This is a genomic window from Streptomyces thermoalcalitolerans, from assembly GCF_039525155.1.
GTDB lineage: Bacteria > Actinomycetota > Actinomycetes > Streptomycetales > Streptomycetaceae > Streptomyces > Streptomyces thermovulgaris.
Window position 1 is genome coordinate 1 of sequence record NZ_BAAAHG010000031.1, and the last position, 19,516, is coordinate 19,516.

Sequence of the window (19,516 nt, forward strand, 5' to 3'; positions counted from 1 at the left end):
GTTCCCCGCGGCTCGACCGCGAGCCGGTGCCCGGTCCGCGCGCGGTGCCGGCGGCGCTGCGACGAGTCACGGGTCTCGCACAGCGCCGGCCGGCCGTGGCGCGGCTCGCCGACGTCCCGCGGCACCGACCGCATCGAAGCGGTGCCGTCGTCGGCTCCGGGCACCGGCCCGCCCCTGGTGCGCACCCCGCGGACGGTGCCGTCGGGCCGCACGGTGCGGAACTTCCCGTCGGCGGGCCGGGCGGCGACCGTCGCGGAGGGTGCGCCGGGAGCGGCGGTCACCGGTGGCGGACCGTCGTCCCCCGGCTGCGCCGGGTGCTCGCCCGGGGCGGCGAGCCGGCGCGGGACCAGGCCGTACGGCGCGTGCCCCCGGAGGATCCGCGGAGCCCGCGCACCCCGCTGCACGACGTCCGCCCCGCCCCCGGGCCGGAGCGCCTGCGGCTTCGGCGCGCCGAGCGGACCGCGCCCCGGTGACCGGGCGGGTGAGCGGTCCGTGGAGAGGCGGGGCGGCATGACATGACTCCCTGCGGGACGGTACGGCCGAGGCGGTGCGCGGGGCCGTTACGACTGTCGCACAGCCGGCGACGGCCCGTAAGGGATTTGGCAAGACACGTCCGGAGGATGCATCCGGCATATGCCACAGTCCTCCGGATGCGATTCCGCCGCGTCCCCGGCGTACGCGGCGGACGGGACGGGGCGGAGGCGGGGCGAGGGTGCTGTACGTGGGCCGATGGTCCATCGGCGTACGGCACGGCTTCCCGGGCACCTGTCCGAAGGCCGCGCGCCCTCCCGGGAGGCACACTGGGGTGTGTGACGCAGGTCACATCAATTGGTGGCCGGTCGGGCGTCCCGCACGCGGCCCCTGCGGCTCCTGACAACGACGGCACAACGGCCGACCCGACGACCCACAGGGAAAACCGACCATGGACATCATCCTCGAGCAGCCCGCGCGCGCCCATCTGATCACCGCGGACGGACGGGAGCTTCCCGTGCCCGCCACCCTGCGCTACGTCTCCACGGACCCGCTGGCCGTGCACCTGGACTTCCCGCCCGAGGTCGCCCTCGACGGCGAGGAGGTCACCTGGACCTTCTCCCGGGACCTGCTGGAGGAGGGACTCCAGCGGCAGGCGGGGGCCGGGGACGTGCGCCTGTGGCCGTGCGACACCTCTCGTACGGTGCTGGAGCTGCACTCGCCCTTCGGGCTGGCCCTGCTCCGGTTCGAGACGCCGGTGCTGCGCCGCTTCCTGCGGCGGAGCCATGCCATGGTGCCGCCCGGCCGGGAGGACCTCACCGAGGCCGTCGACCGCGGTCTGAGCGCCCTGTTCGGCTCGGTCCGGCACCGGCCCGGCGGTCAGTAGCGCAGCACTCCCGCGATGCCCTGGGCCTCCTCCAGGGTGCCGTCCGGGACGAAGCGGACGTCGGCGCCGGTCTCGAGGCACCGCTCGACGATCTCGTCCACGATGTCCTCGCGGGCGCCGGGCTCGTCGCTTCCGGCCGGCACCAGGTGGCCGCCGGTGTCGTCGCGCACCGTCACCTGGTGGTTCTCCTCCACGGCCAGCAGCTGGACGCGGCCCTCCCGGGCGGTGCGCCACACCTCGTCGATCCCCGACACATAGGTCCTGCGGCCGCGGGCGGCCTCCAGCTCCCGGAGCACCGCGGCCGTCTCCTTGCGGGCCTCCTCCTCCCGCACCGGCTGGAGCGCGCGCCACACGGCCTCGGGAGTGCCGTGCGCCAGCCCGCCGTGCTGCACCTGCACGGCGTTCCCGGCGACCGTGCCGGCCTCGTCGAACGCGGACAGCGCGGCCGGCTCGCCCGTGACGTACAGCGGACGCGGATGCTCGCGCAGCACGGTGCTCATCGCCGCGTCGGCCTCGCGCAGGAACTGACGGGTGCGCTCGTCGCGGAACGTGCTCGGCGCGTCGCCGATCCGCTCCTGGCGTTCGGCGTCGAAGTTCTCGGAGAGGTCCCGGGTCAGCGGGAAGCCGCCGGTGCGGTCCTCGGCGATGTGGTCGGCGGAGCCGCTCCACAGGGTCACCCGGTCGGCGGAGAGCGACAGGACCCAGAACGGGCGTGCGGCGGTATGGGCCGAGACCAGATTGCGGGTGAGGAAGGTGTCCGAGAGCACCACGCGCTCGGGGACGGTGCGGGGCAGCGACCACACCTGGTGCTCGCCCGGCGCCGCGTAGATCGCCAGACCGTCCTCGGCGTGCGTGAGATCCACCTCGGCGAGGGCCTGGTCGAGCTGCCGCATGACGTCGGCGCGCCGCTCCCGTGTGACCGCCGGGTCGGCCTCCAGCTGCTTCTTGGCCTCGGTCACGACATTGCGCAGCCGGACCGGGTCCTGGGCGTTGTAGGGCTCGCGGCGGTGCGTCGGCGTCAGCACGGACACGGCCGGATAGCTGCGCGGACGCCGCAGTTCGGCAAGGGTCGCGGGACTCGGATCGTGCCTCATGACAGCACCATAGGACCGATCCGCACATCAGGCATTCGGAGCAATCAGGGTCAACGGGCCTGTCTCACATGCCTCCGGGAGGTGCCTGATCCTCCCCGCACGAACTGCCGTTGGCCGGCAGGGAGCCGTACAGCAGGAAGTCGTTCACCTTCCGCTGCACGCACCGGGAGGAGAGATATCCCGTGTGCCCGTCGGCCCGGTTGTCGAGCACCACGGCGGACGGGCCGAGCCGCCGCGCCGTCTCCACGGTCCAGCGGTACGGCGTCGCCGGATCGCCGCGGGTGCCCACCAGCAGCATCTTCTCCGTGCCGACGTTCTTCACCTTGTCGCGGATGAAGCCGGTGCCCTTGGGGCGGCCGTGGCACATCAGCAGCTCGTTCAGCCGGGAGCGGCCGAAGACCGGGGAGGCCCGCTCGTACTCGGTGCCCAGCCGGCCCAGTTCCCTGACGAGCTGCTCGGCTCCGGGCCGGTCGGGGTCGTCCGCGCAGTTGACCGCCATCAGCGCGGCGGACGGGTTGTCCGGCGGAATCCCCGTGGTGCCGGCCGGCCCCTCGTCCCGCCGGGCCGGCAGCGTGCCGCCGTGGGAGAAGACCTCGATGCCGTGGGCGTCACCGTCCTGCAGCAGTGAGGCGACCGCTCGTTCCAGGGAGGGCCACAGCCGCTTGCTGTAGAGGCCCCGCCCGAGCGCGTCCACCAGGTCCTGGCCGGTCAGCCGGCCGCCGAAGCCGTTCGGCACCGGCTTTTCGTCGAGCGAGCGGACGAGCCGGACGACCCGCTCGTCGGCCGCGCGGCGGTCGTCGCCGAACGGGCAGGCGGTGTCCTGCACGCACCAGTCGAGGAAGCTGCCGAGCGCCCGCTGCTGTCCCTCGACGGCCACCAGCCCCTCCTCCGCCGGTGATTCGGTCAGGGTGTCCACCCCGTCGAGGGCCATCCGCCCGACCTTGCCGGGGAACTGTGCCGCGTACACCGCGCCGAGCCGGGTGCCGTAGGAGAAACCCAGGTAGTTGAGCTTGTCGTCGCCGAGCGCCTGACGTATCACATCGAGGTCCCGGGCCGTGTCGACCGTGCTCATGTGCGCCTGGACCGGACCGGAGTGCTCCGCGCAGGCGGCGGCCAGCCTCCGCCATGCCGCGAGCCGTTCACGGGCGATGCGCGGGTCGGTGAGATCACCGGCCGCGCCGACCGCCCGCACGTTCTCGTCGTCCGGGCCCAGACCGCAGCTGACCGGGGAGGACCTGCCGACGCCCCGCGGGTCGAAGGAGACCACGTCGTAACCCTCGGCCAGGTCCATGAACCGCCTGCTGTCAAAGGCCAGTCCGGTCACGCCGGAGACGCCGGGACCGCCGAAGTTCAGCAGCACCGAGCCGCGTGAGGGCCCGGTGGCCCGGTAGCGGGCCAGGGCCAGGTCGAGGGTGCCCGCCTCCGGGCGCGCGTAGTCGAGGGGAACGGTGACCTTCCCGCACTGCAGATCCTCGGAGATGCCCGCCCCGCACGCCGACCACGTCACCTTCTGGTCGTAGAACCGGTCCAGGCCGGGCTCCCCGCCGCCGTCGCCCGCCATGGGCGGTCCGGCGCCGAGCAGGGTCAGCGCGGCGGCTCCGGCGCACGCGAGGTGCCGGGCCGCGCGCCGCACGGACGACATGGCCGGCATCGGTGCCTCCAGCAACGCTCGGCCGGGGTTCGGCAACAGCGCCCTCGCGCTCACGATAAGCGGCGTCGGTGAGCGGCGCCTGTCGGCGCATGCCCTGCTTTGGCACCGAACCCGGACCCGTCGCCGGTCGTATCAGGACATCAACTGCTGTTCGACAACCGGACCCCTCAATGGGGTGAAAGACCGCAAAGCCATAACCCGGACCCTTCACCGGCGTTTTACCCGATGCGGGCGAGCGCCCGTGACCATGTCTGGAAGGCAGGGACCGATGAAACGGGTTACCCGGAACAGTGTGATCGCTCTCGCCGCCGCCTCCGGCGCGATGGCGATGACCGCGCCGATGTCCGCCGCCTTCGCGGCGGACGGCGGCTCCGTGGCGGAGGGTGTCGCCGCCGGCTCGCCCGGTGTGCTCTCCGGCAACACCGTTCAGGCGCCGGTGCACCTCCCGGTGAACGTCTGCGGAAACGCGGTGAGCGTGGTGGGGCTCCTCAACCCCTCGATGGGCAACGCCTGCGCCAACACCTCCGCCGGGGGGAGCGGGGCATCGTCGACCGGCACAACGGCGGGGCAGGGGAACACCGGCACGGCGGCGGGGAACGAAGCCGGCGGAGCGACGGCACAGGCGGGCGCGCAGAACTCGCCCGGTGTGCTCTCCGGCAACAACATTCAGGTACCGGTGCACGCCCCGGTGAACATCAGCAACAACAGTGTGAGCGTGCTGGGCGCGGGCAACTCGACCGAGGGCAACTCCTCCACGAACGGCTCTTCCGAGGAGGAGATCGGCGAGCCCGTGCCCGAGCCGCCCGCACGGGCCGTGCCGCACCCGCTGCCGAAGCCCGTGACGCACCCCGCGCCCGAGTCGCGGAAGCCCGCGTCGCTGGCCGACACCGGTGCGGACCAGGCCGTGCCCGCGCTCGCCGCGAGCGCGGCCCTGCTGGCCGGCGGTGTCGCCCTGTACCGGCGCTACCGGCCCGGCGCGACGCGCTGACGCATCAGGCGCCGTCATGGCGGACGGAGGCCCACCGGATCCCCCCTTACCGGTGGGCCCTACCCATGATTCCGTCGTGTGCGGCCCGCACGGCTCCCCGCAGGACGGGAACGGCGTGCTGGGGCCGGCCCCGGACACCGCGGACACGGAGGCGGTGATCGCCGGACAGGTGGCGTACTTCCGTGAGACGGGCCAGGGAGGCGAGGGGGTTCGTACGGTCAAGTCCCGCCTGGAGACCGGAAGTTCGCTTCCGCGGGAGCCGTGGCCGATGCCGCAGCCGCTGGGAGTACGGGTCGTACGCGGTGGCATCTGAACGGCTTTCAGGCAGGCACGGACGTGTGCTTGTGTCCGTGGCCGTCAGCCGGTGCGGCGGGAGCGGGCCAGGGCCAGCCAGCCGCAGACTGTGGCGATCAGGCCCAGCACCAGGCCCACGGCGCCACCGACCACTCCGTTGCCGGTGCCGGGACCACCGTCGGCGACGGCCAGGTTCAACGCGCCGATGACCACGCCGGCCAGCCCCGCCACCAGGGCCACGACGGCCCTGCTGCGCCTGCTGCCGGTGCCGGCGCGGCCGGCGGAGCGGGCGAGCACCCGCCCACCGATGACCACGCCGGCCAGTGCCACGAGCGCGGCCGTGGTGCCCACGAGCCGCCCGGTGGTCAGGCTGGAGGCATCGACGGCGGCCGACTGGGCCGAGGCGTGCGCGACCGCCGGTGCGGCAAGCCCGGGGCCTCCGAGCACGGCGGCCCCGGCGGCGGCAAGCAGGTGACGGACAGACATCGAGGTGCTCCTTCTCTCCCTGCGACCAGGTGTCGCCCGATCCTGTCCGCAGGACCCGCCCCGGGTCGTCCGGCGGACGCGGACACTTCGCACCGCCGCCGATGCCGCATCCGGCTGCCACGGACGCCGCAGAAGACGTGAAGGTACTGCGGGTGCGGTAGCCGGCCGCTCGTTCACGAGGAGGACTCGCCCGCGGTGACAGCCGGTTAGGGTGCGCGCATGAGCACAGGCGAGTCCGGCGTTCGGGCCCGGTTCGGCGACTGGGGCATCGCTGTCGGCGTGACGGTGGCGCTGCTGGTCACCGGGCTGTCCGGACAGCGTTCCGCCACGGACCTCGCCGTGCTCGGGTATGTGCTGCTGACGGTCGGCGGGCTGGCGCTGGGCGCACGCCGCCGGGCCCCGGTCGCTGTCCTGGCCGTCACCGGGCTGTGCGCGGTGGGGTACCAGGCGGCCGGTTTCGACGTGCCCGCCGTCGCGTACCTGTTCGCGGTGTACGCGGCCGTACGGGCGGGACACCGCACCGCCACGGTGGCGGCGAGCGTGGCCATGCTGGCCCTGCTCCCGCTCGCGGCCCTGGCCTCGGGCCCGCACGACACGGGCGAGGCGTTCGCACAGGCCCGGGGCGCTCTCGAAATCGCCTGGCTGGTCGCGGCCGGCGCCGCGGGGGAGGCGCTGCGGCAGGCCGAGCGGCGGGCGGACGAGGCCGAGCGCACCCGGGAGGAGACCGCGCGGCGCCGCGCCGACGAGGAACGGCTCCGTATCGCTCGGGAACTGCACGACTCGCTCACCCATCAGATCTCGGTCATCAAGGTGCAGGCGGAGGCCGCCGTGCACGTGGCCCGCAGGCGGGGCGAGCAGGTGCCGCCTTCCCTGCTGGCGATCCAGGAGGCCGTGCGCGAGGCGAGCCGGGAGCTGCGCGCGACGCTGGAGGCGCTGCGCGGCGACGACACGACTCCGCCACGCGGGATCGACGATGTCCCGGAACTGGTGGAGTGGGCCCGTACGTTCGGTCTGGACGTGACACTGACGATCGAGGGACAACGACACGACGTGCCGGCCGCGGTGGACCGGACCGTCTACCGGATCGTTCAGGAGTCGCTCACCAACGTCGCCCGGCACGCGGACGCGGCCACGGCGTCGGTCCGGATCGACTGCCGTCCCGACGCCCTCACGCTGCGCGTCGACGACGACGGCAAGGCGACGCCGGCCACCGCGCCGGTACCCGGCCTCGGGCTGCTCGGCATGCGTGAACGCGTCACCGCCCTCGGCGGCCGGCTGCGGGCCGGACCCCGCACCGAGGGCGGCTTCACCGTCCAGGCCGAACTCCCCGTGGACCGGACGTCATGATCCGTGTCCTGCTGGTCGACGACCAGCCGCTCATCCGCAGCGGATTCCGTGCCCTTCTCGACCTCGAGGACGACATCGAGGTGGTGGCCGAGGCCGCCGACGGCCGTGAGGGCCTGGAGCTCGCGAAGGAGCACCTGCCCGACGTCGCGCTCGTCGACATCCGGATGCCGGGCGTCGACGGCATCGAGGTGACCCGGCGCATTGCCGCGGATCCGGCCCTGGCCGGGGTGCACGTCGTCATCCTGACCAACTACGGCCTGGACGAATACGTCTTCGACGCGCTGCGCGCCGGCGCCGCCGGATTCCTGGTCAAGGACGTCATGCCGGAGGACTTCCTGCACGCCGTGCGCGTCGCCGCGCGGGGCGACGCCCTGCTGGCCCCCTCGATCACCCGCAAGCTGATCCACCGGTACGTCACCCAGCCGCTCCCCACCGACACCGGCACAAGGGTGGAAGAGCTGACCGCCCGCGAACGCGAGGCCGTCGTCCTGGTCGCGCGGGGTCTGTCCAACGACGAGATCGCCGCCCGCATGGTGATCAGCCCGCTGACCGCGAAAACCCACATCAACCGGGCCATGGCCAAGCTGCATGCCCGGGACCGGGCACAACTCGTGGTCTTCGCCTACGAATCCGGTCTGGTGACCCCACGCACCTCCTGACATGCGTTACGCGCACCAGGACCGTCCTGGGCGGCCGACGATCATGCGGCTGACCGTCCGCGAAGAACGGCCGCATCCCGGGGCCCGGTCGAGGATCACGGACGCGGAGGGCATGCGGAGAAGACGGGCGGCAGCCCGTCGACGAGGTGGTGACCGCCGGTTTGGGACCACCCGCTCCTGCCGGGAGCGGCCGGCCGGAACGGCGGGGTGACGCGGCGGCCACCCGCGTCCGCGGACCGTCAACGGCTGCTGCGCACGGTCGCGTTCCGGGAAGCGGTGCCGCGGGAGTGCCCGCCCGGCACCCCACCGCCCGGTGGCACGGCTCGCACCGGGGGAACCGCGGCCCCGGGCGGGCTCGTGTCCTGATACGGGCGCAAGGGAAACCGGGCGAGGGTCGCGGGGGAATCATGCAGATCATCGAGGTGACCGGTTATGCCGTCCGATCCGCTGTGATCACCATGAGGCGGACCGGAACGCCGCTCGAGTTCGTGATCTTCCCTATGGTGCATGTGGCCTCGCCGGCGTTCTACTCCCAGGTCCGCACCAGGCTCGGGGAATGCGACCTCATCGTCCTCGAGGGAGTCCGAGGGAAGTCGCTCGGAGTGAGTGCCCTCACGCTCGCTTACCGGTTCGCCCCACGCCGACGGCGCAACGGCCTGCAGGAGCAGCGCGAGGAACTGCTGCTTCCCGAGGGAGTGCCGGTCATCAACCCGGATGTGACCGCGGCGGAGGCGATCGCGGACCTGAGGACGCTGCCGCGATGGACGTACCTGCTGCTCATGGTCGCGGCTCCCGTGATGGGCCTGGCGTTCGCGCTGCGCGGTCCGCGTGCCTTCCTCGACGAGGACCTGGTGGTCGAGGATCTGCCGTCGACGCTGCGGGCGGAGATGATGGCCGACGATCCCGTGAAGCGAGCGATGACCGACCGGCGCGACCAGCGGCTGCTCGCCGCGCTCGGCGAGATCCACACGGAGCGCTGTGACGAGCCGATCCGGGTGGCCGTCGTCTACGGGGCCGAGCACGTCCCGGCGATCGTGTCGGGACTGGGGGACCGTTACGGGTACCAGCCACGCGAAGCGGAATGGCTCACCGTCCTCGTCCCGGCGTAGGCCGCCGGGCGGGGCCGGTTCCGCGCGAACCGGGCCTCAGTCGCCCAGATGGCCGAGATGGGCCCGGCGCACCTCGGCCGTCTGCCCCTGGACCAGCAGGAACATTCCCTCACGGAACAGCCGCTGGGCCCGGCTGCCCAGAACCAGGGACCGGCCGCCCCCGGCCACGACCGCCGCGGTCGTCGCGGCACGCATCAGGTCGTACGCCCGTGTCTTCAGCGCGAGCCGCTCCTCGAGGTGCTCGTGCGGCACCGGGTGGTCCCACAGGGCGTACGCCCGCTCCCGGGTCTCGTCGAGGCGGGCGCGCAGGGAACGCGCCGTGGGTGCCGCCTCGGGAACGCCGTCCAGCAGGGAGAGCGCCGCGTCGGCCACACCGAAGACGGCCGGGGAGGCATTGGTGTTGCGGGGACGGTCGGTCACGGCGAACTCCTCCTGCGGGGTGCGCAGGACGACCGCCTCCTCGGGGAGCCACAGGCCGTCCAGCCGCAGCGACACCGTGCGGGAGGCGGTGAGCGCCGCGAGCCGGATGGGCGGCGACGGACACAGCCCCGGCTGCTCGCGCGCCTCGGTGAACGCGAACACCACCTCGGCGGTGTCGGACACGCCCGCCAGCAGCATCACGTCGTTCAGCCCCCACCCCGTGTACCAGGGCACGGTGCCCTCGAAGCGCCAGCCGCCGCGGTCGGGCACGGCACGCACGGGCACCCGGGGGAAGGCACGGACGTGCGCGTAGGCGATCCCCGCGAGCAGCTCCCCGGACGCCAGCGGGCGCAGCAGCCGCTCACGCACCGGACGTCCGCTCTCCGCCAGCAGCCTCACCGGGGTGTGGTGCTGTGTCGTCACGAACCATGTCGAGCAGCAGGCCCCGGCCAGGATCTCCGCCGTCCGCCGGGCCACGGCGGCGGGCGCCGCAGCCCCGCCGTACTCCGCGGGCGCGCTCACCCCCAGCAGCCCCGAGCGCTTCACCGCCTCGATGTGACTCATGGGCATGCCCTCCTGGTCGACGCGTTCGGCGTTCGGGGCGAGCAGTTCGTCGGCGAGGAGGCGGGCACGGGCGACGAGGGGATGCGCGGCGACGGTCATGGAAGCGATTTTCCCGGTACCGCCCCCCGGGGCGCCGGTGCCGGGGACGTGTCGTTCGTGCGGGAGGAGCACGACCGTGCGGAGAAACGCGACGGCACGGAGGGCGTCACGGGGTACTGCCCGCCCGGTGTGATCCGGCCCGGCGAGCGCCTTTCGCCCTCGGCCGGGGTGCTCGCGGAGAGCATGGCCGGTGCCGGCGGGGCCTTCCACCGGGAGCTGCGCGAGGCCGGAGCCCGGATCTTGCCGGCGAGCCGGACGGTCCGGGGACGGCCGGGGCGCCGAGGGCGAGCAACGTGCTGATCACGGAGGGGGCCTGTGCCGGAGGCAAGGGGTGCCCGGTCGTCGGCGGACGGGCATCCGCGGTGCGGGCGCGGGAAGTTGACCGACTTCCGAACTTGACTGGTACAGACCAAACACGGTTGAGTGTGCGTCCGACATCCCCCCACCACGGCCGTCCCCACCTCGTGGCCGGTGTCACCGGTGCGTGTGCACAGGGCCGGGCCCCGCCCTGCTCGTGTACGGGTGCGGCCGTGCCGGACAAAGGAGTTGACCCTGTGTCGAGACGCCGTATAGCCGCCGTCCTGACCTCGCTCGCCGTCTCGTGCGCCGGCCTGGTGCTCCAGTCGGCCCCCACCGCCTCCGCCGCCGGATTCGTCGTGAGCGAGGCGCAGTTCAACCAGATGTTCCCGAACCGGAACCCGTTCTACAGCTACAGCGGGCTCACCGCCGCCCTCAGTGCGTACCCCGGCTTCGCCAACACCGGCAGCGACACGGTGAAGAAGCAGGAGGCCGCGGCGTTCCTCGCCAACGTCAGCCACGAGACCGGCGGGCTGGTGCACATAGTCGAGCAGAACACCGCCAACTACCCGCACTACTGCGACTGGAGCCAGTGGTACGGCTGCCCGGCGGGCCAGGCGGCGTACTACGGGCGCGGTCCGATCCAGCTCAGCTGGAACTTCAACTACAAGGCCGCGGGCGATGCGCTCGGCATCGACCTCCTCAACAACCCCTGGCAGGTGGAGAACAACTCCGCCGTCGCCTGGAAGACGGCCCTGTGGTACTGGAACACCCAGTCCGGTCCCGGTTCCATGACCGGCCACAACGCCATGGTCAGCGGCGCGGGCTTCGGCCACACCATCCGCAGCATCAACGGTTCCCTGGAGTGCGACGGCCGCAACCCCGCCCAGGTGCAGAGCCGCGTCAACAACTACCTGAAGTTCACGCAGATCCTCGGGGTTCCCGCGGGCAACAACCTGTACTGCTGAGGCGGCTGACGTGAAGGTGCGCTGCATGATGTCATGCACCTGACCATCCACCGACCGGGTCGCGGGCATCGCGCCACGGCGATGCGCCACGGCCCCGTCCGGACGAAGGGCACACCCTCATGCGCACCTTCCACGTCCTGCTCGCCACGGCCGCGGCGCTGACCGCCGCGGTCGTGGCACCCCCGGCCTCCGCGGGCGTCGCGGCGGACGTTCCCCCCGAGGGGACGTACTACGTCCAGAGCGTCACGACCGGCCTCAACGCCGCCGCCCAGAAAAGCGCCGTGGAACAGCACAGACCCAAGGGCAACGAGGACCACCAGCAGTGGAACCTCCGGGCGAGCGGAGCGTCGTACGTCCTGGAGAACACCGACACGGCGGGCAGCTGTCTCGGCCGCTCCGGCACCCAGGCGCGCGTCGTCGCCTGCACCAGTGCCGACGCGGCCTGGGAGATCGCACCGGCCGGGGACGACCGGTACACCCTCAGGGCCCCCGGCACCGACCGCCATCTGACCGTCGCCGCCAAACCGGCCGGCGCCACCTACCCCGCACAGCTGGCCGTCGGCCCCGCGGGCGACCTCGCCCGCTGGTACCTCACCCCGGTACGGCCGGCCACCCGGCCCATGCCGCCGGCCGACCAGCGCACCCTCGACCAGGTCACCTTCCTGACCGCCCACAACGCCTACGCCAACGGAGTCGACGGCGGCTTCGCCCCGCCGTTCATCAACCTCCTGCCCAACCAGACCCGCGGCATCGACCAGCAACTCGCCGACGGTGTACGCGGGTTCATGCTGGACATCCACCAGACCCCGGACGGCGCGATCCTCTGCCACAACAGCTGCACGCTGGTCAGCAGGCCGGTCGCGCTGTGGGTGGACCTCCAGCGCATGGTCGACTTCCTCAAGGCGCACCCCGATCAGTTCATCACCGTCTTCCTCGAGGACTACGTCGACCCCGGTGTCCTGCGCAGTGAACTCGCCCGGGTCAACGGCCTGTACGACGTGCTCTACCGGCCCGACCGGACCGGTGTGCGCCAAAGCGGCTGGCCGAGGATGGCCGATCTGATCGCCGCCAACCAGCGACTGCTGATCTTCACCGACCACAGCCGCTCCGCCGACGAGGCCGCGGGCCTGACCCGGGACAGCTTCGGTGTGATGTACCAGCGCGAGTGGACGGTCGAGAACTACTGGTCGATGGGGTCCGGTCTGGGCTCCTCCGACTGGTCCTGCTACAGCCGCTGGTACGGTGCCGACCTCAACATCCCGCTGACCCGTACCGAGCCCGGCTTCCGCCCGCTGTTCGTGATGAACCACTTCCGCGACAGCACGATCTCCGCCACGGCGCAGAACGACAACGGCAAACTCGCCGACCGTGCCGAGCGGTTCTGCATGCCGGCCGCGCGCAAGAAGCCCAACTTCCTCGCCGTGGACCGCTACGACCTGGGAAACCCGGCGGCCGCCGTCGCCTCCCTGAACACATACGTCCATCCCTGAGCGTCCATTTCTGGGAAAGACCACTCCTGAGGAAAAACGCTCGCGGCGCACGGGGGATGTGCGACACTCCGGCGATGAGCTCCGAAACGATCACTGCGGACGCCGCGGGCACCTTCGACCTCGGTGATCTGACCGTCAACCGCATCGGCCTGGGAGCGATGCGGTTGACGGGCAGCGCCGCCTTCCACCTCGGCACCCCGAGCGACCGGGGACGTTCGATCGCCCTTCTGCGCAAGGCCGTCGAGCTCGGCGTCAACCACATCGACACGGCGGCCTTCTACTTCTCCGCGCGCCGCTCCGCCAACGAACTGATCAACAGCGCGCTGTCCCCGTACCCGGAGGACCTGGTCATCGCCACCAAGGTCGGCCCGTTCCGGAACTACTCGGGAGAGTGGGGCGTCTCCGCGCGCCCCGACGACCTGCGCGGCCATGTGGAGGAGAACCTGCGCCAGCTCGGCCGCGACCACCTCGACGTGGTCTATCTGCGCCGGATGGGGCAGGACTCGATCGCCGAGCACTTCGGCGCGCTCGCCGAACTGCGCGAGGAAGGACTGATCCGGCACCTCGGCATCTCCGACGTCGAGCCGCGCCATCTGGACGAGGCCCGGGCCATCGCGCCGGTGGTGTGCGTGCAGAACCGCTTCGGGCTCGACTCCCGCGACCCGGCGACCGGCGAACTGCTGCGCATCTGCGGCGAGGAGGGCATCGCCTTCGTGCCGTTCTTCGCGATCGCCGGCGAGGGCGGCTCCCAGGGCGTGCGGAGGGAGGAGGACGACGAGGAGATCGCGGCCGTCGCACGGGCCCACGGCGCGACGCCCGCCCAGGTCCGGATCGCCTGGACCCTGCACCAGGGACCGCATGTGCTGGCCATCCCCGGCACCGGCAACCCCGACCACCTGGCGGAGAACGTGGCCGCCGGCGCCCTGCGTCTCACCGGCGAGGAGATGTCCCGTCTCGACGCGCTGCACACCAAGAGCGCATGAGACATCCGCGGCACACCGTCCGCCGGACCGGGACCGGGACCGGGCCGGTGCCGGCCCGGTCCCGCCTCGTGCCGGGGCACTCCTGACCGCCCCGTGGCCCCGTGCCGCGTTCCCGCGTCCTTCATCCGTCCGGCGGGACTGGCGCCCGGGAAGTTTTACGTATAACCTCACTCGGCGCCCGTCAGTCCCGAAAGGTTCCGATGAGACGCATCGCCCTGGTCACCCTCGTCGTCGACGACTACGACGAGGCGATCCGCCACTACACCGAGGCGCTCGGCTTCCGGCTCGTCGAGGACACCCCGCGCCCGGACGGCTCGCGCTGGGTCGTCGTCGCACCGGACGGGAACGGCGCCGGCACCGCCCTGCTGCTCGCCCGCGCCAGGAACGGGCGCCAGCGGGCCCGGGTGGGCGACCAGACCGGCGGGCGCGTCGGGTTCTTCCTGTACACCGGCGACTTCGCCCGCGACCACGCCCGGATGCGGGCGGCGGGCGTGACCTTCCTGGAGGAGCCGCGGCACGAGCCGTACGGCACCGTCGCCGTCTTCGAGGACCTGTACGGCAATCGCTGGGACCTGCTCCAGCCCGCCACCCCATGACATCCGCCAACCGTCCGAGGAGACGCCCATGACCGCGCCCCGCGTCGGCGCCGACACCCTGCGCAGGCTGCCCAAGGCCGTTCTGCACGACCACCTCGACGGCGGGCTGCGCCCGGCCACCGTCGTCGAGCTCGCCGAGGAGGCCGGCCACACGCTGCCCACCACCGACCCCGACGAGCTCGCGGCCTGGTACTGCGAGGCGGCCAACTCCGGGGACCTGGTGCGGTACATAGCCACCTTCGAGCACACCCTCGCCGTGATGCAGACCCGTGAGGGCCTGCTGCGCACCGCCGAGGAGTACGTCCTCGACCTGGCCGAGGACGGCGTGGTCTACGCGGAGGTCCGCTACGCCCCCGAGCTCATGGTGAAGGGCGGACTGACGCCGGCCGAGGTCGTCGAGACCGTCCAGGAGGGCCTGGCCGCCGGTATGGCCAAGGCGGCCGCCGCCGGTACGCCCGTCCGGGTCGGCACGCTGCTGTGCGGGATGCGGATGTTCGACCGCAGCCGTGAGATCGCCGGTCTGGCGGTCGCCTATCGCGACGCCGGCGTCGTCGGCTTCGACATCGCCGGGGCCGAGGACGGCTTCCCGCCCGCCGACCACCTGGCCGCCTTCGAGTACCTGCGCCGCGAGAACATGCCGTTCACCATCCACGCCGGCGAGGCCCACGGCCTGCCCAGCATCCACCAGGCGCTCCAGGTCTGCGGCGCCCAGCGCATCGGGCACGGCGTGCGGATCACCGACGACATCGTCGACGGCAAGCTGGGCCGGCTGGCCGGCTGGGTGCGCGACCGCCGGATCGCCCTGGAGATGTGCCCGACCTCCAACCTGCAGACCGGCGCCGCCCGTTCGATCGCCGAGCACCCCATCACCGCCTTGAAGGACCTCGGCTTCAGGGTCACCCTCAACACCGACAACCGCCTGGTGTCCGGCACCACGATGACCCGTGAGATGTCCCTGCTGGTCGAGCACGCGGGCTGGACGGTCGAGGACCTGCGCACGGTCACGGTGAACGCGGTCAAGAGCGCGTTCATCCCCTTCGACGAGCGCAACGCCCTGATCAGGGACGTGATCCTGCCCGGCTACGAGTCCGCGCTCTCCAGCAGCCCTCTGACGTAGGCGGCCTGGCCGATGTGCTGCAGGTCGTCGGACAGGACGCTGACGAGGCGGACGCCGAGGGAGACCGGCGGATCCCAGCGCTCGTCGACGATGCGCTCGAGGTCCCCGGCGGCCAGGGAGCGCAGGGCCTTCAGGGTCTGCTCGTGCACGGCGTCGTAGTAGCCGGCCAGCAGCTCACCCGAGTCGACCCGCACCCTGGCGACCTGCGCCGGGCTGTGCCCGTACCCGGTGTCGTGGCGCTCCAGGCCGAGTCCGAAGCGCTCCTGCCAGCCCTGGGAGAGCCACACCTGCTCGAGGCCGAAGGCGTCGGCGACGTGGTCGTCCTGCACGCGCGTGAGGTGCCACAGGAGCCAGGCGATGGAGTTGGCGCCGGCGGCGGGGCGGGCGTTGAGCCGCTCGGCCGGCAGGCCGTCGACGACGGCGTGGAGTTCTTCCCGGATGCGGCCGTAGCCGTCGATGAGGATGTCCCTTGCGTGCATGTGCCCACCCTCGCGCATCCGCTTCCGTCATGCCTCCGAAACACCGCGGGACGCCGGGCACGGTGACTCCAGCAGGGCGACCAGGGCACGGGCGGCGGGGCTGGTGGCCTGCTCGGGCGGCAGCAGGGCGACGGTCTCGTACTCCGCCCCGGTGGACTCCTTCAGCGGCAGCGCGGTCAGCGAGGGCCGCTTGTGCCGGAAGTGGCGGGGCACGACCGCGATGCCGAGGTTCTCGTCGACCAGGTCGAGCAGGCTGTGCACGTCGTTGACCTCCAGGGCCACCGTGCGTCTGATGCCCGCGGCGGCGAAGACCGCGTCGGTGGTCCGGCGCGGCCCCCAGTCCGGGTGGAAGTCCACGAAGACCTCGCCGCCCACGTCCTGCGGCGTGAGGGCGGCACCGGACGCCGCGAGCCGATGGCCGGGGTGGCACAGCACGGTCATCGGCTCGCCGGCCAGCGACACCGAGCGCAGCTGGTCGGTGTCCGCGCGGGTGCGGTAGGCGAACGCCAGGTCGAGCCGGCCGGCCGCGACCTCCTCCGCCAGCGCGCCCGAGCCCGCCTGCCGCAGCCGTATCTCCACATCCGGGTGCTGCCGCCGGAACGCGGCGAGCAGCCCGGCGACATACACCCCGGCGACGCACTGCTCGGTGCCCAGCGACAGCGTGCCGCGCAGTACGCCCTGCACCGCCGCCACCGCCTCGTACGCCGCCCGCACCTGCGCCAGGATCCGCTCCGCCTCACCGAGCAGCGCGCGCCCGGCCTCCGTGAGCGTCACCCGGCGCGTGGTGCGCACGAACAACGGGGTCCGCAACTCCCGCTCCAGCGACCGGATCGACGCCGACAGTCCCGACTGGGAGACCATCAGCCGCTCGGCCGCCCGGGTGAAGTGCCGCTCCTCGGCGACGGCGACGAAGTGCTGGAGGTGGCGCAGTTCCATGACTGAGAAGCCTAGTCGCTGAATTCCATCGGATTCTTCTGTTGGACCGCTGGCAGCCGGTGGCGCCAGAGTGGGACACCGGTTCCACGGAGCCGGTCGTTTCCCGTCGACGTCCCAGGGAGTCGCGTTGTACCTCGCCCACCCCGACCGCTATGCGGACATGCTCTACCGGCGCGCCGGACGCAGTGGCCTGAAGCTCCCCGTGCTGTCGCTCGGCCTGTGGCACAACTTCGGCCCCGACCGCCCGGCCGAGACCCGGCGCGCCCTGCTGCGCCGCGCCTTCGACCTCGGCATCACCCACTTCGACCTGGCCAACAACTACGGTCCGCCGCCCGGCGCCGCCGAGTCCGCCTTCGGCGAGGTGCTGCGGACGGACTTCGCGCCGTACCGGGACGAGCTGGTGATCTCCACCAAGGCCGGCCATCTGATGTGGCCCGGCCCGTACGGCGAATGGGGCTCGCGCAAGTACCTGCTGGCCTCGCTGGACCAGAGCCTGAGGCGGATGGGCCTGGAGTACGTCGACATCTTCTACTCGCACCGCCCCGACCCGGACACTCCGCTCGAGGAGACGATGGGCGCCCTGCACACGGCGGTCCAGCAGGGCAAGGCGCTCTACGTCGGCATCTCCAACTACTCCCCGGAGCAGACCCGCGAGGCCGCCCGGATCCTGGGCGAGATGGGCACCCCGCTGCTCGTCCACCAGCCGCGCTACTCGATGCTCGACCGGCGTCCCGAGGAGGAGGGCCTGCTGGACGTCCTCGGTGAACTCCAGGTCGGTTCCATCGTCTACTCGCCGCTGGAGCAGGGCCTGCTCACCGCCCGCTACCTCGACGGCATCCCCGAGGACTCGCGCGCGGCGAGCGACAGCCCGTTCCTGAACTCCGACGCGGTCACCGGGGAACTGGTGGACAGGCTGCGCGCCCTGCAGAAGATCGCCGAGTCCCGCGGCCAGTCCCTGGCCCAGCTGGCCCTGGCCTGGGTGCTGCGCGGCGGCCGGGTCACCTCGGCCCTGGTCGGCGCGAGCAGCCCGCAGCAGCTCCAGGACAGCGTCGAGGCGATCCGCAACCTGGACTTCGACGCGGAGGAACTGGCCCGCATCGACGCGATCGTCCGGCCGTAGGGGGCCGTTCCACGTCCCGGCAGGAGCACCCTGCCGGGACGGGCCGCGCGGGCCGGTCCCGCCGGGCGAGGCCGCGCGGCCACGGACCGTCACGGTTTCGGCCACACAGCGTGCCGAATATGCCGGGAGACTGGCCGGAAAGTCGTGGTGACACTGTTTCAGCAGTGAACATACTCGGGATTCAGGGCAGTTCACCACACAACAATCATGCTTCACCGCACGGAGACCGCCCGGAGAGCGAGGCAGTACCAGTAGGGCGACGACGCGACGGGGGAGGAGCAGTGCACGACGAATTCCTGTGCCATGTCACTGCGTACGGCGTGTGCGACGGACGCCGCGTCGGTGTCCCGCTCGGCACCTACCGCGCGCCCACCCTGGCCCTGGCCCTGTGGTGGCTGCGGGACCGCGCCTCCTGGATCGCCGAACGGCTCGACCCCCTTCCCGACAGCCCCCACGTCCCGGCCGGTGCGCTCGTCCCGGTGCCGGACACCGTGCCCGACGTACCGAGCATTCTGCGTGCCTGGTGCGCCGACATCGCACAGCAGGAAGCCGTCGCCGACGAGCTGGCCGACGGCCGATTGGTACGGATCGCCGCCAGCGACGACACCACCGAGTACGAACTGCTCGCGGAGTCGGTGGACTCCCTGCGCATGCACCGCACCCTCCCGGCCCTCGTCCTGCCGATGGCCTGACGGCGATCCCTGGGAGGAGCCCCCGGGAGGAGCCCCCGGGAGGAGCCCCCGGGAGGAGGCCCCGGGAGGAGCCCCGGGAAGGCTTCGGCCCGGTGGCGCACCCGCGCGGACGGCACGCCCGCCGGGAGAGCCGTACGCGGGGACTGCCGGGCGCGGCCCGGGGTAACAGGACAGATGCGGAAGTGTCCGGCCATCGGCTCGGCGGGAGAGACATGCATGACCGAGGACCTGGACGGGACAGCGATACCGGCTGGTTTCGATGTTCCCGTGGAACCGCTCCGGCGGGCGGCGCACTACACCGGTGAACCGGGGTGCATCGCCGCGGCGCGGTCCTTCGCCGCGCAGTTCCTGGACCAGCTCAGAACCGAGTGGTGCGCCGGGATCGGCCCCCGCTCCGGCGACGCGCTCCTGCTGGTGGTCAGCGAACTGGTCACCAACGCCGATCAGCACAGCAACGGCCCCTACATCCTGGAACTCGAGGGAACGGACACCTTCGTCGGCGTATGCGTCTACGACAGCAGCGCCGCGTTGCCCCGGCGCTTCCCCCGGGACCCGCAGCGCGTCGGCCGGCACGGCCTGGAGATCGTGCACGCGCTGGCCTCCGAGGTCACCGTGGAGCGGGTGCCGGTCGGCAAGCGGGTGCGCGCGGTGGTCGCCCTCGGCGGCGACTGAGTGACCAGGGGTGCTGTGCGCATCGTGCCGCACCCCGCTCGACGCGGGCACAAGGCGCCGCTCACCGAAGCCGGCCCGCTCCGCGCGACACCCTGGAC

The 19,516-nt window shown here is 72.5% G+C and carries 20 protein-coding genes and 1 pseudogene; 14 read left to right on the plus strand and 7 right to left on the minus strand.

From position 1 onward, the window contains the following. Positions 1-512, minus strand: a pseudogene (locus ABD224_RS18000) (hypothetical protein); the annotation flags it as partial. Positions 513-922: 410 nt separating this feature from the next. Here ABD224_RS18000 and ABD224_RS18005 point away from each other — a divergent pair. Next, positions 923-1,357, plus strand: coding sequence for an SsgA family sporulation/cell division regulator (locus ABD224_RS18005; protein WP_344050997.1), 435 nt, complete (start codon positions 923-925; stop codon positions 1,355-1,357). On the opposite strand, the gene ABD224_RS18010 is transcribed toward ABD224_RS18005, so the two are convergent. Continuing rightward, positions 1,351-2,451: a baeRF3 domain-containing protein gene (locus tag ABD224_RS18010; RefSeq protein ID WP_344051000.1), complete on the minus strand. Its 1,101-nt coding sequence runs from the start codon at positions 2,449-2,451 to the stop codon at positions 1,351-1,353. The genes ABD224_RS18005 and ABD224_RS18010 overlap by 7 nt on opposite strands. A gap of 64 nt (positions 2,452-2,515) precedes the next feature. Next, positions 2,516-4,102 (minus strand): alpha/beta hydrolase, encoded by a 1,587-nt coding sequence (locus ABD224_RS18015; protein WP_344051002.1) that lies wholly within the window; start codon positions 4,100-4,102, stop codon positions 2,516-2,518. Between the two features lie 268 nt (positions 4,103-4,370). Between ABD224_RS18015 and ABD224_RS18020 the strand changes: the two genes are divergently transcribed. Both ABD224_RS18020 and ABD224_RS18025 read left to right on the plus strand, forming a co-directional pair. Beyond that, entirely contained in the window at positions 4,371-5,090 is a 720-nt protein-coding gene (locus ABD224_RS18020; RefSeq protein ID WP_344051004.1) for a chaplin, read from the plus strand. Positions 5,091-5,166: 76 nt separating this feature from the next. Continuing rightward, complete coding sequence (locus ABD224_RS18025; protein WP_344051006.1) at positions 5,167-5,403, plus strand: hypothetical protein; 237 nt, start codon at positions 5,167-5,169, stop codon at positions 5,401-5,403. A gap of 44 nt (positions 5,404-5,447) precedes the next feature. Here the strand turns inward: ABD224_RS18025 and ABD224_RS18030 are convergent, their stop codons facing one another. Next, the gene (locus tag ABD224_RS18030; RefSeq protein WP_344051008.1) at positions 5,448-5,870 is read right to left on the minus strand and encodes a DUF6223 family protein; all 423 of its coding nucleotides are present in this window, start codon (positions 5,868-5,870) and stop codon (positions 5,448-5,450) included. Positions 5,871-6,089: 219 nt separating this feature from the next. Here ABD224_RS18030 and ABD224_RS18035 point away from each other — a divergent pair, with 219 nt between their 5' ends. The 3 genes from ABD224_RS18035 to ABD224_RS18045 all read left to right on the plus strand — a co-directional run bounded on the left by ABD224_RS18035 (position 6,090) and on the right by ABD224_RS18045 (position 8,985). Beyond that, positions 6,090-7,217: a sensor histidine kinase gene (locus tag ABD224_RS18035; RefSeq protein WP_344051010.1), complete on the plus strand. Its 1,128-nt coding sequence runs from the start codon at positions 6,090-6,092 to the stop codon at positions 7,215-7,217. Then, positions 7,214-7,876 carry a response regulator gene (locus ABD224_RS18040; protein ID WP_344051012.1) on the plus strand — a complete coding sequence of 221 codons (663 nt, stop codon included), beginning with the start codon at positions 7,214-7,216 and terminating at the stop codon, positions 7,874-7,876. The genes ABD224_RS18035 and ABD224_RS18040 overlap by 4 nt, the downstream gene beginning before the upstream one ends. 407 nt (positions 7,877-8,283) lie before the next feature. Then, positions 8,284-8,985 carry a hypothetical protein gene (locus tag ABD224_RS18045; RefSeq protein WP_344051014.1) on the plus strand — a complete coding sequence of 234 codons (702 nt, stop codon included), beginning with the start codon at positions 8,284-8,286 and terminating at the stop codon, positions 8,983-8,985. 36 nt (positions 8,986-9,021) lie between these two features. On the opposite strand, the gene ABD224_RS18050 is transcribed toward ABD224_RS18045, so the two are convergent. Continuing rightward, a complete protein-coding gene (locus tag ABD224_RS18050) occupies positions 9,022-10,068 on the minus strand; it encodes an acyl-CoA dehydrogenase family protein (protein ID WP_344051016.1) in 1,047 nt (348 codons plus the stop codon). Between the two features lie 611 nt (positions 10,069-10,679). Between ABD224_RS18050 and ABD224_RS18055 the strand changes: the two genes are divergently transcribed. From ABD224_RS18055 to ABD224_RS18075, 5 genes are all read left to right on the plus strand, one after another. Beyond that, positions 10,680-11,333, plus strand: coding sequence for a chitinase (locus tag ABD224_RS18055; protein ID WP_344051128.1), 654 nt, complete (start codon positions 10,680-10,682; stop codon positions 11,331-11,333). A 119-nt stretch (positions 11,334-11,452) separates the two neighbouring features. Continuing rightward, a complete protein-coding gene (locus tag ABD224_RS18060; RefSeq protein WP_344051018.1) occupies positions 11,453-12,823 on the plus strand; it encodes a phosphoinositide-specific phospholipase C-related protein in 1,371 nt (456 codons plus the stop codon). A gap of 56 nt (positions 12,824-12,879) precedes the next feature. Continuing rightward, positions 12,880-13,806 (plus strand): aldo/keto reductase, encoded by a 927-nt coding sequence (locus ABD224_RS18065; protein ID WP_344051020.1) that lies wholly within the window; start codon positions 12,880-12,882, stop codon positions 13,804-13,806. A 200-nt stretch (positions 13,807-14,006) separates the two neighbouring features. Further along, the gene (locus ABD224_RS18070) at positions 14,007-14,402 is read left to right on the plus strand and encodes a VOC family protein (protein ID WP_344051022.1); all 396 of its coding nucleotides are present in this window, start codon (positions 14,007-14,009) and stop codon (positions 14,400-14,402) included. 28 nt (positions 14,403-14,430) lie between these two features. Beyond that, entirely contained in the window at positions 14,431-15,519 is a 1,089-nt protein-coding gene (locus tag ABD224_RS18075) for an adenosine deaminase (RefSeq protein WP_344051024.1), read from the plus strand. On the opposite strand, the gene ABD224_RS18080 is transcribed toward ABD224_RS18075, so the two are convergent. Together ABD224_RS18080 and ABD224_RS18085 are read right to left on the minus strand one after the other, a co-directional pair. Continuing rightward, the gene (locus ABD224_RS18080; protein ID WP_344051026.1) at positions 15,483-15,998 is read right to left on the minus strand and encodes a mycothiol transferase; all 516 of its coding nucleotides are present in this window, start codon (positions 15,996-15,998) and stop codon (positions 15,483-15,485) included. The genes ABD224_RS18075 and ABD224_RS18080 overlap by 37 nt on opposite strands. 27 nt (positions 15,999-16,025) lie before the next feature. Further along, a complete protein-coding gene (locus ABD224_RS18085; RefSeq protein ID WP_344051028.1) occupies positions 16,026-16,934 on the minus strand; it encodes a LysR family transcriptional regulator in 909 nt (302 codons plus the stop codon). Positions 16,935-17,061: 127 nt separating this feature from the next. Between ABD224_RS18085 and mgrA the strand changes: the two genes are divergently transcribed. The 3 genes from mgrA to ABD224_RS18100 all read left to right on the plus strand — a co-directional run bounded on the left by mgrA (position 17,062) and on the right by ABD224_RS18100 (position 19,418). Continuing rightward, positions 17,062-18,054: an L-glyceraldehyde 3-phosphate reductase gene (mgrA, locus tag ABD224_RS18090; RefSeq protein WP_344051030.1), complete on the plus strand. Its 993-nt coding sequence runs from the start codon at positions 17,062-17,064 to the stop codon at positions 18,052-18,054. A 281-nt stretch (positions 18,055-18,335) separates the two neighbouring features. After that, complete coding sequence (locus ABD224_RS18095; protein ID WP_344051032.1) at positions 18,336-18,746, plus strand: hypothetical protein; 411 nt, start codon at positions 18,336-18,338, stop codon at positions 18,744-18,746. Between the two features lie 216 nt (positions 18,747-18,962). Beyond that, positions 18,963-19,418 carry an ATP-binding protein gene (locus ABD224_RS18100; RefSeq protein WP_344051034.1) on the plus strand — a complete coding sequence of 152 codons (456 nt, stop codon included), beginning with the start codon at positions 18,963-18,965 and terminating at the stop codon, positions 19,416-19,418. Positions 19,419-19,516 lie beyond the last annotated feature (98 nt).

Excerpts from the sequence above, each read along its gene's own strand:
- ABD224_RS18010 (WP_344051000.1), bottom strand. The coding sequence starts at position 2,451 with ATGAGGCACGATCCGAGTCCCGCGACCCTTGCCGAACTGCGGCGTCCG.
- ABD224_RS18050 (WP_344051016.1), bottom strand. The coding sequence starts at position 10,068 with ATGACCGTCGCCGCGCATCCCCTCGTCGCCCGTGCCCGCCTCCTCGCC.
- ABD224_RS18060 (WP_344051018.1), top strand. The coding sequence starts at position 11,453 with ATGCGCACCTTCCACGTCCTGCTCGCCACGGCCGCGGCGCTGACCGCC.
- ABD224_RS18075 (WP_344051024.1), top strand. The coding sequence starts at position 14,431 with ATGACCGCGCCCCGCGTCGGCGCCGACACCCTGCGCAGGCTGCCCAAG.
- ABD224_RS18030 (WP_344051008.1), bottom strand. The coding sequence starts at position 5,870 with ATGTCTGTCCGTCACCTGCTTGCCGCCGCCGGGGCCGCCGTGCTCGGA.
- ABD224_RS18015 (WP_344051002.1), bottom strand. The coding sequence starts at position 4,102 with ATGCCGGCCATGTCGTCCGTGCGGCGCGCGGCCCGGCACCTCGCGTGC.
- ABD224_RS18070 (WP_344051022.1), top strand. The coding sequence starts at position 14,007 with ATGAGACGCATCGCCCTGGTCACCCTCGTCGTCGACGACTACGACGAG.
- ABD224_RS18065 (WP_344051020.1), top strand. The coding sequence starts at position 12,880 with ATGTGCGACACTCCGGCGATGAGCTCCGAAACGATCACTGCGGACGCC.
- ABD224_RS18080 (WP_344051026.1), bottom strand. The coding sequence starts at position 15,998 with ATGCACGCAAGGGACATCCTCATCGACGGCTACGGCCGCATCCGGGAA.
- ABD224_RS18040 (WP_344051012.1), top strand. The coding sequence starts at position 7,214 with ATGATCCGTGTCCTGCTGGTCGACGACCAGCCGCTCATCCGCAGCGGA.
- ABD224_RS18005 (WP_344050997.1), top strand. The coding sequence starts at position 923 with ATGGACATCATCCTCGAGCAGCCCGCGCGCGCCCATCTGATCACCGCG.
- ABD224_RS18100 (WP_344051034.1), top strand. The coding sequence starts at position 18,963 with ATGACCGAGGACCTGGACGGGACAGCGATACCGGCTGGTTTCGATGTT.
- ABD224_RS18045 (WP_344051014.1), top strand. The coding sequence starts at position 8,284 with ATGCAGATCATCGAGGTGACCGGTTATGCCGTCCGATCCGCTGTGATC.
- ABD224_RS18085 (WP_344051028.1), bottom strand. The coding sequence starts at position 16,934 with ATGGAACTGCGCCACCTCCAGCACTTCGTCGCCGTCGCCGAGGAGCGG.
- ABD224_RS18035 (WP_344051010.1), top strand. The coding sequence starts at position 6,090 with ATGAGCACAGGCGAGTCCGGCGTTCGGGCCCGGTTCGGCGACTGGGGC.
- ABD224_RS18020 (WP_344051004.1), top strand. The coding sequence starts at position 4,371 with ATGAAACGGGTTACCCGGAACAGTGTGATCGCTCTCGCCGCCGCCTCC.